Genomic DNA, 15,847 nt, shown 5'->3' with positions numbered 1-15,847 from the left:
GTATCAGCGGATGGCTGCCGATGCGCCCGCACCGAGCATATGCCCAGCGGCTGACAGGCGTCGCTACCGGTCTTGGGTCGACACTATGCCTGCGCGGCGGTTGCCGCCGACCGGAGTCGCGCGTAATGCCCGCCGTGAGCGAGCAGATCCGACGGCGATCCGAATTCCACGATACGGCCATGGTCGACCACTGCCACCAGATCGGCGCGAGCGGCGGTGGCCAGTCGGTGCGCGACCACCACGGTGGTGCGGCCACGGGCCAGCGAACGGCTCGCTACCAGCACCGATTCCTCGGTGTCCGGGTCGAGGGTGGAGGTGGCCTCGTCGAGCAGGAGCAGGTCGGGATCGACGAGTTGGGCCCGTGCCAGGGCGATCAGCTGGCGCTGTCCGGCCGACAGGCCGCGACCGCGTTCGCCGACCGGGTGGGCCATTTTGGCTGGTAAACCGTCGATCATCGCGGTCGCTCCCACGGCGTCGACGGCCGCGGTGAGCTCGGCCGGTGTCGCAAATGTTTGCCCGAATGCAATGTTGCTCGCCACGTCGCCGGTGAACAAGTGAACTTCCTGCGGCACGATGCCGAGCCGGGAGCGGTAGTCGGTCAAGATATATTTCCGCAGATCGACGCCGTCGACCCGGATCGCGCCCGCCGCGGGGTCCGGCGGCAGGTCGTAGAGGCGGGCGAGCAGTTTCACGATGGTCGATTTGCCCGCTCCGGTCGGGCCGACCAGGGCCAGGGTGGCGCCCGCGGGGACGGTGAAGCTCACGCCGTCGAGGGCGGGCGAGCTCGCGCCGGGGTAGGTGAAGCGCACATCGTCGAAGACGATCTCGCCGTGCAGGCGCTCGATGGGCAGGGCGTCGGCGGGGTCGGCCGCGATCGAGGAGGTGGTGCGCAGCAGTTCGCCGATGCGACGCAGCCCGACCCTGGCCTGCTGATACCCGTCGAAGACCTGCGAGAGCTCCTGGATGGGGCTGAACAGCAGACCCAGATACAGGACGAAGGCCACCAGCGTGCCGGTGGTCGTTCGGCCCTGCGCCACCGCGTTCGCACCGAGGTAGACCACCAGGGCCAGCGCCAGATCGGCCCAGGCCAGCCCGAAGGAGAAGTAGGCCGCGATCGCGCGTTGGGCGCGGATGCGGGCATCGCGGTAGCGCTGGGAGTACTCGGCGAAGCGGCGCGCGGCCCTGGGTTCGTTGCGGGCGGCCTGCACCGCGCGCAGGCCGGCGATGTTCTCCTGGAAGCCGGCGTTGACGACCGAGACCCGCTCGCGCGAGACGCTGTAGGCGACCGAGGACACCCGCCGGAAGGCCAGGGTGGCCGCCACCATCGGCGCCACGGCGAGCAGGACGACCACCGCGAGCGAGGCGTCGATGAAGAACAGCCCGATGGCCACGCCGAGCAGGGTGATCAGGGCGACCAACCCGGTGGCGACCCCGGTTTGCAGGAACGTCGACAGCGCGTCGACGTCGGTGGTCATCCTGGTCATGATCCGGCCGGACAGTTCGCGTTCGTAGAAGTCGAGGCCGAGGCGCTGCAACTGGGCGTAACTGCGCACCCGCAGCCCGAACAGCACGCGTTCGCCGGTGCGCGCGGTGAGCACGGTGACCGCGGCGCCCACCGCCAGCGCGGCCAGCACCAGCCCGATCCCGATCACCGCCGAGATCGCGAGCGCGGTGTCGTCGCCGGCGGTGACGCCGGTGTCGATGGCGTAGCGGACCAGCGGCGGGAACGCGACGCCGATCGCGGCGTCCACGGCGAGCAGCGCCACGACCACGCAGACCAGGGCGCGGACCGGGCGCAGCAGGGCGCGCAGGCCGAAGTCGGGTTGGGGCGCGCGCAGGTCGCCGGGCAGGTCGGGTTGCTCGGTGGCCGGCGGGAGGGCGTCGACGGCGGCGCGCAGTTCGGGGGTCTCGCGCAGGTCGGTCGTGGTCGCGGCCAGCGAGCGCGGTCTGCCCGCGTCGTCGCGGGGCGCGGTGCGCACGGTGTTCGTCGGCGCCACCGCGGACCCGGTGGGCGCGGGCAGCCGGATCACCCGGTCGGCCTGGGCGAGGGTGGATTCGCGGTGGGCCAGGATCAGGGTGGTGCGGCCGCCGGGGTCGGGCAGGCGGCGGAAGATCTCGGCCTCGGTGACGGCGTCGACGGCGGAGGTGGCGTCGTCGAGGACCAGCACGCGCGGTCGGGTGAGCAGCACTCTGGCCAGGGCGATGCGCTGGCGTTGCCCGCCCGAGAGGGTGAGTCCGCGCTCGCCGATGACGGTGTCGTAGCCCTCGGGCAGCGCGTCGATGAACTCGTTCGCCGCGGCGGCGGTCGCGGCCGCGCGGATCTCGGCGTCGGTGGCCTCGGGGCGGCCCAGGGCGATGTTGGCGGCGATGGTGTCGGAGAACAGGAACGGGTCGTCGAAGACCACCCCGACCGCGCCGCGCAGCTCCTCGGCGCGCAGCTGCGCCAGGTCGACGCGGGTGCCGTCGGCGGCCACGAGAGTGATCCGGCCCGCGCCGGGCGCGTAGAAACGCGGCAGCAGCAGCGACAGGGTCGACTTGCCCGAGCCCGCCGGACCGATCACCGCGACGGTCTCCCCGGGGCGAATGCTCAGGTCGAAATCGCGCAGCACCGGTCGATCTGCCTCGAAACCGAAACCGACAGCCTCGAATTCGATGCCGAGCGGCCCGTCGGGCAGCGACACGGGGTGGTCGGGATCGACCACCACCGGCGCCGCGTCGATCACCGCGAACACCCGATCCACGGCGGCCTCGGTGAGCTGGGCCATGATCACCACCGAGGTGATCGTGCGGGCCGAGGACGTCATGGTGGCGAGGTAGGCGGTGAAGGCGAGGAAGGTGCCGATCCCGATCGCGCCGTGCGCGGCGAGCACCCCGCCGACGATGATCACCGCGACCAACCCGGCCTGCGGCAGCGCCGAGACCAGCGGGGCGAAGCGGGCGTTGATCCGGGCGGCGCGCATGCGCTCGGCGAACAGCAGGCGGCCGTGGTCCTCGAGCAGGTCGACCATCCTGGCCTCCTGCCCGAACCCCTTGACCACCCGCACGCCGGTCACCGTCTGCTCGACGTGTTCGGCCAGGTCGGCCGCGCGCTGCTGCGCCGACCAGGTCGCCGCGTAGAGCCGGGGCCGCATCCGCCACACGATCACCGCCATCGCGGGCGCGACCACCAGCGCGGCCACCGCCAGCGGCGGGCTCAACCACACCATCACCACCGCCGAGAGCACGAACTGCAACACCGCCAGGCCCGACCACGGCACCATCGCCAACAGGCCCTGCACGAGTTGCAGATCGGTGATCGCGCGCGAGACGACCTGTCCGGTGCGGATCGCGTCCTGGCCCGCGCCGTCGAGTCGTTGCAGGGCGCCCAGCAGCGAAACCCGCAGGCTGTGTTGCACTTCCAGCGACAGCTTGCCCGCCCAGAGCCTGCGCGCGAAGGTGACGACGAACCTGGTCACCGCCAGGACGACGAGCAGCGCGGCGGCCTGGCCGATCACCGCGGTCTGGCCCACCTGGGCGGCGTCGACCGCGCGTTTGGTGGCCAGCGGCGCGGCGATCGAGACGGCCGCGCCCGCCAGCACCGACAGCGCGATGCCGACGAGCAGTCGGGGGTGTTCCCGGCACAGTCGCCACAGCCTGCGGATCCACCCGGAAGAACCCGCGCGCGCGGGCACTACAGGTCTCGGTTGCGCAGGTCCCACCACCCCGCCAGGCCGACCGCGCCGGCCCACAGGGCCAGCACCACCAGTGCGGCGGGTGTCGGCGCGAAGACCGCGGCGTCCTCGAACGAGCCCGCGCTCACCCCGGCCACGGTCGCCGAGACGGGCAGCAGTGACGCGAACCCGCTGGCGCCGAACCCGTCGGCCACCACCCAGATCAGCGGTTCGAGCGCGAACGCCCAGCCCAGCACCAGCCACACCGCGCCGCTGACCGTGCGCAGCAGCAGTCCGACGCCCGCGCCGATGACCGCCCAGCACACGGCCACGAACAAGCCGGCGCCGAGCACTTCGACCAGCCGCCACCCGAATTCGAACTTGCCGCGCGCCGCCGCGAGCAACACCAGCACGCTCACCAGTTCGGCGGCCAGCGCCAGCGCGAAGGCGTAGGCGGCCACGGCGACGTATTTCGCGGTGACCAGGTGATCGCGGTCGGGCGCGAACAGCACGGTCAGCGCCATCGAGTCGTGCCGGTACTCCCCGCCGGTGGCGGCGATGCCGAGCAGCGCGGCGACCACGAACACCGCGATCAGCCCCAGGTACAGGCCGATGGTGGCGGCGCCGGTGGCGGGCTGACCCGTCGGATCGGCGGGCCCGGACATGAGGGCGGTGATCAGGGTGGCGATCAGGGCCACCGCGATCGGCGCGGCCAGCAGCAGCCGGGTCTGGCGCAGCGCGGCCACCTTGCGCGCCTCGGACTCGATGCCCGGAACGAGGTCGGCGGGCAGCACAGAGGTCATCGTGGCATCCCATACGAGGTCGGGGCCGGGGCGAACGCGGCGGGAGTCGGACTCGCCACGGTGTGGCGGTGGCGGCGCGGCTTGGTGAGCGAGGCGAGCACCCGGTCGGGGTGGATGGGATCGGCGGCGATATCGGCGATCCGCACCTGGGCGGCGTGGGCGATGGCGCGGATCGTGGCCTCGTCGGCCTCGGCCACGGCGAGGCGGCCGTCGGGGCGCATCACCGCGTCGGTGAAGCCGCGCGCGGCCAGGGCCGTCGCCAGCGCGATCGACGGCGCCGCCGCGACGACGAGGCGATCGGGATGGCCGCGCCGCAGCTTGGTCGGGGTGCCCTGCCAGACCACGGTGCCCTCGCTGACCACGACGAGCTGATCGGCGACGCTCACCACATCGGCGAGCGCGTCCGAACTCACCAGCGCGGTGCCGCCGCGCTGCACGTGGCGACGCAACAGTTCGTGCAACCAGCCCTTCTCGATCCCGCTCACGCCGGCGAACAGGTCGTCGGCGACGAGCAGCGGGGGATCGGCCAGCAGCGCGATCGCCAGCGCCAGGCGCGTCTGCTGGCCCGGATGGAGTTGGGCGACAACGGTGTCGGCGACCGTGCTCAGCCCGGTCTCGTCGAGGACCGCGGCCACCCGCCGTCGCGACGCGCCCGCGACGGGGGCGTAGCAGCCCAGCTGGTCGCGCACGGTTCGCGCCGGATGCAGCCCGCGCGGACTCAGCACCGGACCGATCGCCGAGGGTCCGCGCCGGGCCACCTCGATACTGCCGGTGCTCGGCTCACCCAAGCCCAGCACGAGTCGCAGCAGCGTCGATTTTCCCGCACCGGCGGGGCCGACCAGCGCGGTCACCGACCCTGTCGGCACCGTGAAGTCGACCTCGTGGACCGCGCTGACCTGCCCGAACTGCTTGCCGACGCCGCGCGCCGCCACCGCCTCGCCGCCGCCCGTGCTCACTTCTTGTTCGCCTTTCCGGCGTCGAGCGCGGGCAGCGGGTCGGCGTCGATCACGTTGTGCGGCGGCGTGGTCCAGAACGCGGGCGCGGGCCCGAAAGCCTTGGCCGCGTTGTCGACCGTCACCCGGCCCAGCGCGCGGTTGCCCGCTCCGCCGATCGCCGCGCCGATGCCGGCGGGCAGGATCTTGCCCGCCATCAGCGCGGCCCGCTTGGTGATGAACTTCTTGATGAACTGTTGCAGCAGTTTGCTGTTGATCCCGGCGATGCCGGGGACCTTGCCCGCCAGCGCGCCCGCCCAGTTCTTGGACTGGCTGTGCAGACCCTTCTGCACGATCGCCATGCCCGCGTCGCCGAGCACCACGGCGAGCACCAGCGCGCGCCTGGCCTCGGCGTCCTCGGGCTCGATGCCGTGCACCGAGGCGCGGGCCAGCGTGAACAGGGCCGAGGCCTCCATGAAGAACACGGTCTCCGCGCTCACCGCGCCGAGCGCGGCCAGCGTGCCGATGCCGGGCACCGCCGCGGTGGCGCCGACCGCCGCGCCGCTGCCGGTGACGGCGAGCAGGTACTGCTTCTCGAGGCGCGCCACGATCTGGGCCGGACTCTCCCCGGGATGACGCTCGCGCAGGTAGTCGACATACCGGCGGACGGCCGGTGCCTGCAGCTTGGACCCGGTGTCGAGCACATCGACCACGGCTTTTTCGATCGCGTTCTTGAACACGGCGTCGTCCTCCTCTTCGCCCCAACGAGTCGAACTGTAGGGCACTTCCGTGCCCGTGAGCTCATCATGCCAACGACCACCGACAGCCCACGGTTCCGTGATCCGCGCGGGGCGGTTCTACGCTGAGGCGATGACCGATACCAAGGCCACTCGACTGACCCGTGAGTTCACCGAGTCCGGTGCCGAGATCGCGACGATCACCCTCGCGCACCCGCCGCTGAACCTGTTCGACCGCGCCATGATCGACTCGCTGATCGCCGATATCGCCGCGGTCACCGCTGAGCCGCCGCGCGCGCTGCTGATCGACGCCGAGGGCAAGGTCGTCTCCGGCGGGGTGGATGTGAACCTGTTCGACGGCCTGACCCCCGAGCAGGGCGCGCGGCTGTGGCGGGAGCTGTTCGCCGAGATCATCGACCCGATCGAGGCGTTGCCGTGCCCCGTCGTGTTCGCCGCGCACGGGCTCACCCTCACCGCCGCCTTCGAGATCTCGCTGGCCTGCGACATCCTGTTGGCCGCCCCGAAGGCGAAGTTCGGGCTGGTGGAGACCGTGGTGGGGCTGACGCCGTCGATGGGCGGGCCGCAGCGGCTGGCCGAGCGGGCCGGGTCGGGTCGGGCGCGCGAGTTCGTGATGACCGGCGACCTCTACGACGCGGCCACGATGGCGGACTGGGGCGTGGTCAACGCCGTCCACGACGATCTCGACACCGCCGCCCGCGCACTGGTCACCCGTCTGGCCGAGGGCCCCACCCGCGCGCACGCCGCGACCAAGCAGATCATCGGGGCGTGGCGTTCCGGCGGTGTGGCGCACGCGGATTCGGTGACCCCGGAGGTCTCCGGCGAGCTGTTCGGCACCGCGGATCTGCGCGGCGCGGTCCGCAGCTTCCTCGAGATCGGACCGGGCAAGGCGACCTATCGCGGCGAGTGAGCGCGCCGAGTGCCTGACAGCAGTGTGATCCACGTCATATAGTCGAGGGGCGGCTGTATCGACGTACGGAGGTCCGGATGGGTCATGGCGAGCACGAACCCGGCGCGACCGTCATCGAGTTCCCCGCCACGGGTGCGGCCACGCGGCTGCGGCGGGGCGCCGACGGCGTGCTGCGCTACGGCGACCTCAGCCCGGCGCTGACCGAACTGCTCGACCTGCGCGTGCACTCGTTCACCAACCGCGAAGCCGTCGTCGAGGTCGGCGGCCCGCGCCTGACGTATCGCGAACTGTGGCACAGCGCCTCGCGCATCGCGGGCGGGTTGCAGGGCCACGGCATCGGCTACGGCGACCGGGTCGCGGTGCACATGCCCGCCGGCGCGCGCTGGGTGCAGGCGTTTCTCGGCGCGCTGCTCTCGGGCGCGGTGCCGGTGCTCGTCCCCGACGCGCTGCCCGCCGCCATCGCCGAGCGCGTGATCGCCGACAGCAGAGCCGATTTCGTGCTCGGCGCGCACGGTCAGCTGCCCGACAGCACCGCTTACATCGATGATGGTGCGGCCCTGGATGATACGGCGTTGCTGTGCTACACCGGCGCGCGCGCGGCCATGCCCGCCGGGGTGGAGTTGACCAACGAGAACCTGCTCTCGGCGGTGTCGTCGATGGTCGGCGCGCTCGGGCTGCCGGTCGACGGACTGCGCAATCTGGTGCTGTTGCCGCTGGCCCACGCCAGTGGTTGCGTCGATCAGCTGCTCACCACCTTCGCGGTCGGCGGCACGGTCGTCCTCGCGCCCGGGGCGCGGACCCTGGCGCAGGTGCTGGTCGACGAGCGGATCGACACGGTCTCGGCCACCCCGCGCATCCTGGCGGGCCTGGTGCCCGAACTGCTCGGCCGCGGCGCCGGGAAGGGTGTGCGGCTGATCAGCAAGGCGTGTCACCGGTCCGAACGCGCCGCCGCCGCGGCGCCCGAGGCGTTGGCGGCGGCGCTGAGCGGGCTGTTCCCCTCGGCTCGGCAGTGGTCGGTGTGGGGCGCCACCGAGACCAGCGGGATCGGCCTTTTGGTCGACGACACCGAACTCGACGACACCGCCTCGGCCCTCGGATTCGCCTTCGGCGGCACGGAATTGGCGCTCACGGGACCGCAGGCGAGGACCGGTCGTGGCGAATTGCTGTGTCGCGGACCGAATGTGAGCTGCCGCTACTGGAACGATCCCGGCGCCTCGGCCGCGCGGTTCGACGGAAGCTGGTTCCGCACGGGCGATTTCGTCAGCATCGATGCCGACGGGCTGGTCCGGACGGTGCCGGACCAGCAGGTCAGCGGGCTCTAGAGCAGCCGGGAGCGCAGCGCGTCGCGCAGGTCGGCGGTGAGACCGACGGTGGTGAGGTAGTTCTCGATCCCGCCGTGGTGCTCACGCACGGACGCGTCGGCGGTGCGCAGGTATTCCTCGCGCACGCCGAGCAGATCCGCCGAGAGTGCCTGTCCGTTCCCGATTTTCGGTTCCAGCAGGACGCGCAGCGGTTCCACGGCGGCGTTGCTGGCCAGGAAGTCCGCGTACACGTGCTCCTCGGTGACGCCGACCGCGCGCAGCAGCGTGGCCACCGACCAGCCGGTGCGGTCCTTGCCCGCCGCGCAGTGCACCAGCACCGCGCCGTCGCCGCGCACGATCGAGCCGGCCAGCTCGGCGATGGCGGTGTGCGCCTCGGGTAGCAGCGGGAAGGCCCGGTAGACCTCGATCATGTGGTCGAAGGCCGAGACGGTGGCGGCCTCGTGCGGCGGGGCCTCCTCCATCCGCGAGTCGAACGGCGTGACGTGCAGGCGGACGTCGGCGGGCAGGGTGTCGTGGCCGATGTGGTCGATCTCGGCGCGGCCGCGCAGGTCGTGCACGTCGGTGACGCCCAGCTCACGCAGGGTGCGGTGGCCCTGGTCGTCCAGGCCGCTCAGTTGCGCCGAGCGCAGCAGCACGCCGGGGCGCACCGCGGCGCCGTCGGCGGTGCGCAGCCCGCCCACATCGCGGAAATTGAAGGTGCCGCTGAGAGCGAACTGGTCGGCAGGAGGCGAGAGAGTCACCGGTCCAGATTATCGGCGTTCGCGAGTGGGGTCCGCCGAGTCGGTGGATGTGGGATGAACGTCGCGCGGCGGGTGACTGTGCTGTCGACCACATGCCGAGAGGCGGATCCGCGAGGACTTGTACAATTGACCAGGTGTAGTGATACCGGCATGGGGGCGTCGGATATCCAGGGGATGCGACATATAAGGACCAGATAGTCTGTTTTTACAAAGGTCGCGTTCGGGTAACAAAACAATCTTTCAGTCTGAATAGGATGGCTGAAGCAGTTCGTGAATCCTGAAAACCTTCTAAGATCGAGTTCGGTGACCACCAAGCTCGCATCGCCGCGGGCAGCGAATTTTGTTGCCGAGGAGTCGTCGTTGAGCGCCAGCCGTGAACTTACAGAATTTTCGCTTCGGCCCGCCGTATGCGATGCCGTCGAACAAGCCGCTACCAGTACCGATGCCACCGGCGTCCGGGCCCTTCGGGTGTTCCTGCACGCGGGCCTGAGCAGCTACTGGCCGCTGGTGCGCGCCGCACCGGCCCGCCGAATAGCCGCCTACGAGGCTGCCCTGCAGACCTTGCGGCAACGGTGGACGCCCTCGGGTGACACCATCGGCGACCCGACCGCCGTCGCGATGTTTCGCGAGATGGACAACGAGGCCACCGATTTCCTCGAATTGTGCGCCCGGCTTTCCGGCACGCAATGGCTCGAACCGGTCGATTCCGTCGCGGGTTACCTCGTCTCGGTCTTCCACGGTTCGGTGCTGCGCTGGCTCGCCGACGGCAATGACGAGACCATCCTCGTGGTCATCGACGATCTCGTCGGCTGCCTGACACTCAAGGCCGTCGAGGGTTGAGATGCTGGACGACTGACCAAATAGGTGGTTCAGTAGTCGAGTGACCCAGACGACATCGCTGCAGCACCTCCACGCGGCGACCGCCGACCTCGATCCGCCGCTGGCCGCGCTCGACCTGGCCGCGCTGGACCGCAATGCCGCCGACCTGGTCCGCCGCGCGAACGGCGTCGCGGTCCGGGTGGCCAGCAAATCGGTGCGCTGCCGGGCGGTGCTCGAACGCGTCCTCGGCGACGGGTTGACCGCCCGCGACGGTTTCGCCGGCATCATGGCCTACTCGCTGCGCGAGGCCATCTGGCTGGTCCGCCTCGGCGCCCGCGACGTGCTGCTGGGCTATCCCGTGCTCGATCGTGCCGCGTTGGCCGAACTCGCCGCCGCGCCGACCCTGCTGGCCTCGATCACGTTGATGATCGACGATGTCGCCCAGCTCGAACTCACCCGCGCCGCGCTCGGCACCGAGCTGGTTCGCCCGCGCGTCTGCCTCGATGTCGACGCCGCGTTGCGCGTGGGGCCGCTGCATCTTGGCGCTCGACGCTCGCCGATCCGCACGCCCGACCAGGCCGCCGCGCTGGCCGCCGAGGCCGTGCAGCGCGGGTTCGAGGTAGTCGGGGTCATGACTTATGAGGCGCAGATCGCCGGACTGCCCGACAGCAATCCGGCCGTGCGCGTGGTGAAGCGCCTGTCCGCGCTGGAGATCGGACGTCGCCGCACCCGCGTGCTCGACGCCGTTCGTTCGGTGGCGGGCCCGCTCGAGATCGTCAACAGTGGCGGCACCGGGTCGATCGAGGTGTCGATCAGCGACCCCGACGTCACCGAAGTGACCGCCGGTTCCGGTCTCTACGTGCCCACCCTGTTCGACCACTACCGCTCCTTCACGCCCCGCCCCGCCCTGTTCTTCGCCACCCCCGTCCTGCGCAAACCGTCCCCGACCATCGCGACGGTCTTCGCGGGCGGCTACATCGCCTCCGGTCCGGCGGGCGCTTCGCGGGTGCCGGTTCCGGTCTGGCCCTCGGGCTTGAAGCTGCTGGGTTCCGAAGGCGCGGGCGAGGTGCAGACGCCCCTGGCCGGTGGCGCCGAACTCGAGATCGGCGACCACGTGTGGTTCCGCCACGCCAAGGCGGGGGAGCTGTGCGAACGGTTCGCCGAGATCCACCTGGTGGACGAATCCGGCACTCGCACAACCGTTCCCACCTACCGTGGCGAGGGGCAGTGCTTCGGCTGAGGCCGATCAGGAACGCCCACCCGGCCGGGGCGGTAGGTGACCGTGGGATACCCCGCGATCGGGTCGACCGTCACCGTTGCCCGCACCTGATACACCTGCTCCACCAACTCCGCCGTGATCACTTCGGCGGCCGTGCCGAACGCGACCACTCGGCCGCTGGCGAGCACCACCACCCGGTCGCAGTACATCGCGGCGAGGTTCAGGTCATGCAGGGCGATGTAGCTGGTCAGCGGTAGGGCGGCGACCAGGGCCAGGATGTCGAGCTGGTGTTGGATGTCGAGGTGGTTGGTGGGTTCGTCCAGGAGTAGTTCGTCGGGTTCCTGTGCGAGGGCCCTGGCGATCTGGGCGCGCTGACGTTCCCCGCCCGAGAGCGTGTGCCAGCGCCGTTCGGCGTGACCGGCGATGCCGGTGTGTGCCATGGCCCGGTCGACGGCGGCGCGATCGACCGCCTCGTCCCCGCCGAACATCCCGCCGTGCGGAATTCGCCCGAGCCGCACCACTTCTCGCACGGTGATGTCGAGTTCGGTGTCGGCGTGCTGGTCGACCATCGCCACCCGGCGCGCGACCTGGCGGCGGCGCAGCGAGCGCAGGTCGGTGTCGTCGAGCAGCACCTGTCCGGCGTCGGGTCGGTCGATCCCGCCGAGTAGGCGGAGCAGCGAGGACTTCCCCGACCCGTTGGGGCCGAGCAGTCCGATGGTCTCGCCGGGGGAGGGGTCGATGTTCACCCCGTGCAGGACCTGTCGACCACCACGGGACCAGTCGATCTCCTTGGCGCGCACAGTCATCGGGTACCTCGCATCCGAAACATGATGAGCGCGAACGCCGGTACGCCGATCAGCGCGGTCACCACGCCGATCGGGATCTCGGCGGGCGCGAAGACGGTGCGCGCCACCGCGTCGACCCACACCAGGAAGATCGCCCCGGCCAGCGCGGCCACCGGCACCAGTTGCCGATGCCCCGGCCCGACCAGGAACCGCGCCGCGTGCGGCAGCACCAGCCCGACGAATCCGATGGCCCCCGCGGCACTGACCAGCACCGCGGTGATCAGCGCGGTGACGCCGAACAGCACGATCCTGACCCAGCGCACCGAGACGCCGAGCGAGGCGGCGGCGCCCTCACCGAAGGTGAACGCGTCCAGCGCGCGGGCCTGTGACCAGCACACCGCGAGCCCGGTGAGCGTGACCGAACCGCACACCAGCACATCGGTCCAGTCGGTGCCCGACAGCGATCCGAGCAACCAGAACAGCACCCCGCGCGTCTGCTCGGCGTCGGCCGAGGAGATCACGATGAACGAGGTCAGCGCCGAGAACAGTTGTGTCCCAGCCACTCCGGCCAGGATCACCCGCGAGGTGCCGCCGCCCGCGCCGACGGCGAGCAGCATCACCAGCGCGAACGACAGCAGCGCACCGCCGAACGCCCCCGCCGACAGCGAGATCGCCCCGGCGCCGATGCCGAGCACCACCACGACCACCGCGCCGGTCGACGCCCCGGAGGAGATCCCGAGCACGAACGGGTCGGCGAGGGGATTGCGCAGCAGCGACTGCATGATCGTCCCGCACAGCGCCAGCCCCGCCCCGCACACCGCCGCGAGCAGCGTGCGCGGCAGGCGGATCTCCCAGACGATGCCCTCCTTGATCCGGCTGATGTTCGCCTGCCCGAAGCCGAGATGCTCGAACACCACCGCGTACACATCGCGCACCGACAGATCGGCGGGTCCGAAGGTGATGCCGATCGCGATCGACAGGGCCAATACGACCAGCCCGCCCAGCAGATATCCGGTCAGTAACGCCCCGGATCCGCGACGCGGCCCGGCCACCGTCAGCTGGTCCATCCCCACTGCTGCACGGCGTCGGCGACCTTCTCGATGCCGTCGATGGTGCGGATCGAGGGGTTGAGGTCGGCGCCGTTGACCACGATGTAGCGCTTGTCGCGCACGGCGGTCAGGCGCTGGGTGACCGGATTCGATTCCAGGAAGGCGATTTTGCTGTCGAGCGCGTCACCGGCGAGCTTGCGGCGGCTCAGATCGGCGAGCACCAGCGCGCGCGGATCGCGGTCGAGCACGCTCTCCCAATTCACCTGCGGCCACTCGTCGGTGGTGTCGGCGAAGATGTTGGTGGCGCCGATCGAGTGGGTGATGATGCCCGAGGACCCGCAGCAGCCGGCCATGTACGGGGTGGCGGTGTCGGCGAACCAGAAGGCCAGCGAGACGCCCGCGGCCCGCACCGATCCGGCGGCGGCGGTGAAGCGCTGCTGGAGTTCGGCGACCAGTTCCTCGCCGCGCTCGCGCACGTCGAAGATGGCGGCGAGGTCGCGGATCTCCTGGTAGACCGAGTCGATGCGCAGCGGTTCGGTGCGCGCGCCGTCGGAGTTCACGCTCTTGGTGGTCTTGCCGTCGCAGTCGGTGGGGGACAGGTATGTGGGCACGCCCAGGTCCTCGAACTGCTTACGTTCGGCGACGCCGCCGGTGCCGAGGGTGCCACCGAACGACGCGGATACGAAGTCGGGTTCGGTGTCGAGGACCACCTCGAACGAGGGTTTGTTGTCGGCCAGGCGCGGCACTTTCGCGTTGGCTTCGGCCAGGTTCGGGCGGATCGGGTCGGTCCAGGTGGCGGTGCCGACCATGCGGTCGGCCAGGCCGAGGGAGAGCAGGATCTCGGTGGAGCCCTGGTTGAGCGAGACCGCCCGCTGCGGCGGGGCGTCGACGGTGACCGTCTGACCGCAGTTTCGCAGGGTGAGCGGGAAACCCGTAGCGCCGGAGGCGGTGTCGCCGGTCGAGTCGGCCTCGGCCGAGCAGCCGAGGGCGAACATCAGCGCCGTGGTCGTGAGGACAGCACCGAGGTGCCGGGAAGATATGCGCATGCGGCGCCGAACTCCTTCATCAGGGCCCAGTCGCGGAGCCGAGAAATTCATCGAACTCGGTCGCGAGCAGTCGGGCTCCGGTCACTCACATGACCGTTACCGTTGCGCGTCAGCCCCGGATTCACACCGGATTCCCTCACGACCGTGGCCGTATCGACGGCCGCGCACACTGTATACGGACCGCGCGCGATGCCGGGTTCTCCAGGTGCGGGGGAGTGAGGGGTTTCTCATGCTGGCGGGGTTCATCGGGGCGGCGAGGACCTTCTCCCGCAGCCCCGCCGAGTGAGCGCCGCGACCGGTTCGTCAGCGCAGCAGCGCGACGACCTCCTCGTCGGCGAGTTGGTGAAAGTCGTTGTAGGCCATACCGACTCCGCCGAGGTCGCCCGGTGTGGACAGGCACACCAGTTCGTCGCATTCGGGCTCGATGCGGCGGGCGGCGTCGGGTGAGGAGACCGGCATGGCCACGACGAGGCGGTGCGGCTGTTGTCCGCGCGCGACCGAGCACGCCGCCAGCACCGTCGCCCCGGTCGCCATCCCGTCGTCGACGATCACCACCGTGCGTCCCGTCAGGGGAATCGGCGCGCGCACCCGCAGCGCGGCCTGGCGTCGGGCGAGCTCGGCGCGCTCGGCCCGTTCGACCTCCTCGAACGCCGCCGCGCTCACCCCGTAGCTGTCCACCACATCACGATTGAGTACCAGGATCCCGCCCTCGCCCAGCGCCCCCATCGCCAGTTCCGGCTGCCACGGCAGGCCCAGTTTGCGCACCAGCAGCACGTCGAGTTCCCCGTCGAGGGCCGCGCTCACCGCCGCCGCCACCGGCACGCCCCCGCGCGGCAGCCCGAGCACCAGCGGCCGTTCGGCCCGCAGGTGTCCCAGAGCCGCCCCGAGGGCACGGCCCGCCGCGGCGCGATCGTCGAAGACCATCGCCTCGAACGCTACTCCGATCCGACCGGCGCCTCGGCGATGGCGAATCGGCGCAGTGACAGGCTGGGATTGGCGGCGCGCACCTCGGCCAGCCGCTCGAGCTCGACCAGAGCGCCGAGCACGCCCGGTTCGTCCCCGAGTTCGGCGAGCACCACCCCGGCCGGATCGATGATCATCGACGAGCCCGCCCCGCGCGGCGCGCACTGATCGGCCGCCGCCACGTAGATCGTGTTCTCGATCGCGCGGGCGCGCAGCAGCGTCGTCCACTGATCGACCTTGCCCGGCCCCGGAATCCACTGCGCGGGCAGCACCAACACGTGCGCCCCGGCCGCCGCGACACGCCGACACCCCTCCGGGAACCGCAGATCGAAACAGGTCTGCAATCCGAAGATCACCCCGTCCACGGTGAAGGTGGCGGGCTCGACCAGCGGCCCCGCGACCACCACATCGGACTCCAGATGTCCGAACGCGTCGTAGAGATGGACCTTCCGATACACCGCGACCCGCGCGCCGTCGGGCCCGTGCGCGACGAGAGTGTTGCTGATCCGAGTCGAATTCGGCGCGGGCAACTCCACCACACCGGCCACCAGATACACCCCGAATTCGGCCGCGAGCGCGGCGAGTCCGGTGGTGAACGGGCCGTCGAGCGGCTGCGCGATCGCCACCACGCGCTCGTCGAGCCGGGTCACCGCAAACATCGAGTATTCGGGCGCGACCACCACCTTCGCACCGTCGGCGGCCGCCGCCCGCACGTGTTCGCGCAGGGTCGACAGGTTCGTGTCGGGGTCGGTTTCGGGGGCGAATTGCACGACCGCGATCCCCACCGCGACCGGCGGTTGTTGCTGATGTTCTGACCCGTTCGACAGTTGCATAGGTCTCACGGTATTCACCTG

The 15,847-nt window shown here is 70.9% G+C and carries 14 protein-coding genes and 1 riboswitch; of the genes, 4 read left to right on the top strand and 10 right to left on the bottom strand.

Going from position 1 to position 15,847, the window contains the following annotated elements:
- Window positions 1–83: 83 nt before the first annotated feature.
- The 4 genes from ACFP3H_RS22820 to ACFP3H_RS22805 are packed head-to-tail and all read right to left on the bottom strand — an operon-like array spanning window position 84 to window position 6,125.
- Window positions 84–3,671 (bottom strand): ABC transporter ATP-binding protein, encoded by a 3,588-nt coding sequence (locus ACFP3H_RS22820; RefSeq protein ID WP_378609056.1) that lies wholly within the window; start codon window positions 3,669–3,671, stop codon window positions 84–86.
- Window positions 3,671–4,453 (bottom strand): ABC transporter permease, encoded by a 783-nt coding sequence (locus tag ACFP3H_RS22815; protein ID WP_378609055.1) that lies wholly within the window; start codon window positions 4,451–4,453, stop codon window positions 3,671–3,673. Before ACFP3H_RS22815 ends, ACFP3H_RS22820 begins: the two co-directional genes overlap by 1 nt.
- Complete coding sequence (locus ACFP3H_RS22810) at window positions 4,450–5,409, bottom strand: ATP-binding cassette domain-containing protein (RefSeq protein WP_378609054.1); 960 nt, start codon at window positions 5,407–5,409, stop codon at window positions 4,450–4,452. Before ACFP3H_RS22810 ends, ACFP3H_RS22815 begins: the two co-directional genes overlap by 4 nt.
- A complete protein-coding gene (locus ACFP3H_RS22805) occupies window positions 5,406–6,125 on the bottom strand; it encodes a hypothetical protein (RefSeq protein ID WP_378609053.1) in 720 nt (239 codons plus the stop codon). Before ACFP3H_RS22805 ends, ACFP3H_RS22810 begins: the two co-directional genes overlap by 4 nt.
- A 130-nt stretch (window positions 6,126–6,255) precedes the next feature.
- Here ACFP3H_RS22805 and ACFP3H_RS22800 point away from each other — a divergent pair, with 130 nt between their 5' ends.
- On the top strand, window positions 6,256–7,050 hold the full coding sequence (locus ACFP3H_RS22800) for an enoyl-CoA hydratase/isomerase family protein (RefSeq protein ID WP_378609051.1): 795 nt from the start codon (window positions 6,256–6,258) through the stop codon (window positions 7,048–7,050).
- A gap of 77 nt (window positions 7,051–7,127) precedes the next feature.
- Window positions 7,128–8,372: a class I adenylate-forming enzyme family protein gene (locus tag ACFP3H_RS22795; protein WP_378609050.1), complete on the top strand. Its 1,245-nt coding sequence runs from the start codon at window positions 7,128–7,130 to the stop codon at window positions 8,370–8,372.
- Here the strand turns inward: ACFP3H_RS22795 and ACFP3H_RS22790 are convergent.
- A complete protein-coding gene (locus ACFP3H_RS22790) occupies window positions 8,369–9,112 on the bottom strand; it encodes a tyrosine-protein phosphatase (protein WP_378609048.1) in 744 nt (247 codons plus the stop codon). The two genes, ACFP3H_RS22795 and ACFP3H_RS22790, sit on opposite strands and share 4 nt — an antisense overlap.
- 303 nt (window positions 9,113–9,415) lie before the next feature.
- On the opposite strand from ACFP3H_RS22790, the gene ACFP3H_RS22785 reads away from it, so the two are divergent.
- On the top strand, window positions 9,416–9,952 hold the full coding sequence (locus ACFP3H_RS22785) for a TetR family transcriptional regulator (RefSeq protein ID WP_378609047.1): 537 nt from the start codon (window positions 9,416–9,418) through the stop codon (window positions 9,950–9,952).
- A 40-nt stretch (window positions 9,953–9,992) separates the two neighbouring features.
- Window positions 9,993–11,171, top strand: a complete 1,179-nt coding sequence (locus ACFP3H_RS22780; protein WP_378609045.1) for an alanine racemase — start codon at window positions 9,993–9,995, stop codon at window positions 11,169–11,171.
- On the opposite strand, the gene ACFP3H_RS22775 is transcribed toward ACFP3H_RS22780, so the two are convergent.
- From ACFP3H_RS22775 to ACFP3H_RS22755, 5 genes are all read right to left on the bottom strand, one after another.
- Window positions 11,141–11,956 (bottom strand): ABC transporter ATP-binding protein, encoded by an 816-nt coding sequence (locus ACFP3H_RS22775; protein ID WP_378609044.1) that lies wholly within the window; start codon window positions 11,954–11,956, stop codon window positions 11,141–11,143. The two genes, ACFP3H_RS22780 and ACFP3H_RS22775, sit on opposite strands and share 31 nt — an antisense overlap.
- Window positions 11,953–13,002, bottom strand: a complete 1,050-nt coding sequence (locus tag ACFP3H_RS22770) for a FecCD family ABC transporter permease (RefSeq protein WP_378609042.1) — start codon at window positions 13,000–13,002, stop codon at window positions 11,953–11,955. Before ACFP3H_RS22770 ends, ACFP3H_RS22775 begins: the two co-directional genes overlap by 4 nt.
- Window positions 12,990–14,030, bottom strand: a complete 1,041-nt coding sequence (locus ACFP3H_RS22765) for an ABC transporter substrate-binding protein (protein ID WP_378609041.1) — start codon at window positions 14,028–14,030, stop codon at window positions 12,990–12,992. The genes ACFP3H_RS22770 and ACFP3H_RS22765 overlap by 13 nt, the downstream gene beginning before the upstream one ends.
- A gap of 54 nt (window positions 14,031–14,084) precedes the next feature.
- Window positions 14,085–14,207, bottom strand: a riboswitch (cobalamin riboswitch).
- A gap of 126 nt (window positions 14,208–14,333) precedes the next feature.
- Complete coding sequence (locus ACFP3H_RS22760) at window positions 14,334–14,954, bottom strand: phosphoribosyltransferase (protein ID WP_378609039.1); 621 nt, start codon at window positions 14,952–14,954, stop codon at window positions 14,334–14,336.
- Window positions 14,955–14,965: 11 nt separating this feature from the next.
- On the bottom strand, window positions 14,966–15,826 hold the full coding sequence (locus ACFP3H_RS22755) for a carbon-nitrogen hydrolase family protein (protein WP_378609038.1): 861 nt from the start codon (window positions 15,824–15,826) through the stop codon (window positions 14,966–14,968).
- Window positions 15,827–15,847: the final 21 nt, after the last annotated feature.

The organism is Nocardia lasii, assembly GCF_042658545.1.
Lineage (GTDB): Bacteria > Actinomycetota > Actinomycetes > Mycobacteriales > Mycobacteriaceae > Nocardia > Nocardia lasii.
The sequence above is the reverse complement of the archived record's forward strand: the minus strand, read 5'-3'. Positions and strand labels throughout refer to the sequence as shown.

Excerpts from the sequence above, each read along its gene's own strand:
- ACFP3H_RS22765 (WP_378609041.1), bottom strand. The coding sequence starts at position 14,030 with ATGCGCATATCTTCCCGGCACCTCGGTGCTGTCCTCACGACCACGGCG.
- ACFP3H_RS22815 (WP_378609055.1), bottom strand. The coding sequence starts at position 4,453 with ATGACCTCTGTGCTGCCCGCCGACCTCGTTCCGGGCATCGAGTCCGAG.
- ACFP3H_RS22800 (WP_378609051.1), top strand. The coding sequence starts at position 6,256 with ATGACCGATACCAAGGCCACTCGACTGACCCGTGAGTTCACCGAGTCC.
- ACFP3H_RS22755 (WP_378609038.1), bottom strand. The coding sequence starts at position 15,826 with ATGCAACTGTCGAACGGGTCAGAACATCAGCAACAACCGCCGGTCGCG.
- ACFP3H_RS22770 (WP_378609042.1), bottom strand. The coding sequence starts at position 13,002 with ATGGACCAGCTGACGGTGGCCGGGCCGCGTCGCGGATCCGGGGCGTTA.
- ACFP3H_RS22795 (WP_378609050.1), top strand. The coding sequence starts at position 7,128 with ATGGGTCATGGCGAGCACGAACCCGGCGCGACCGTCATCGAGTTCCCC.
- ACFP3H_RS22775 (WP_378609044.1), bottom strand. The coding sequence starts at position 11,956 with ATGACTGTGCGCGCCAAGGAGATCGACTGGTCCCGTGGTGGTCGACAG.
- ACFP3H_RS22760 (WP_378609039.1), bottom strand. The coding sequence starts at position 14,954 with ATGGTCTTCGACGATCGCGCCGCGGCGGGCCGTGCCCTCGGGGCGGCT.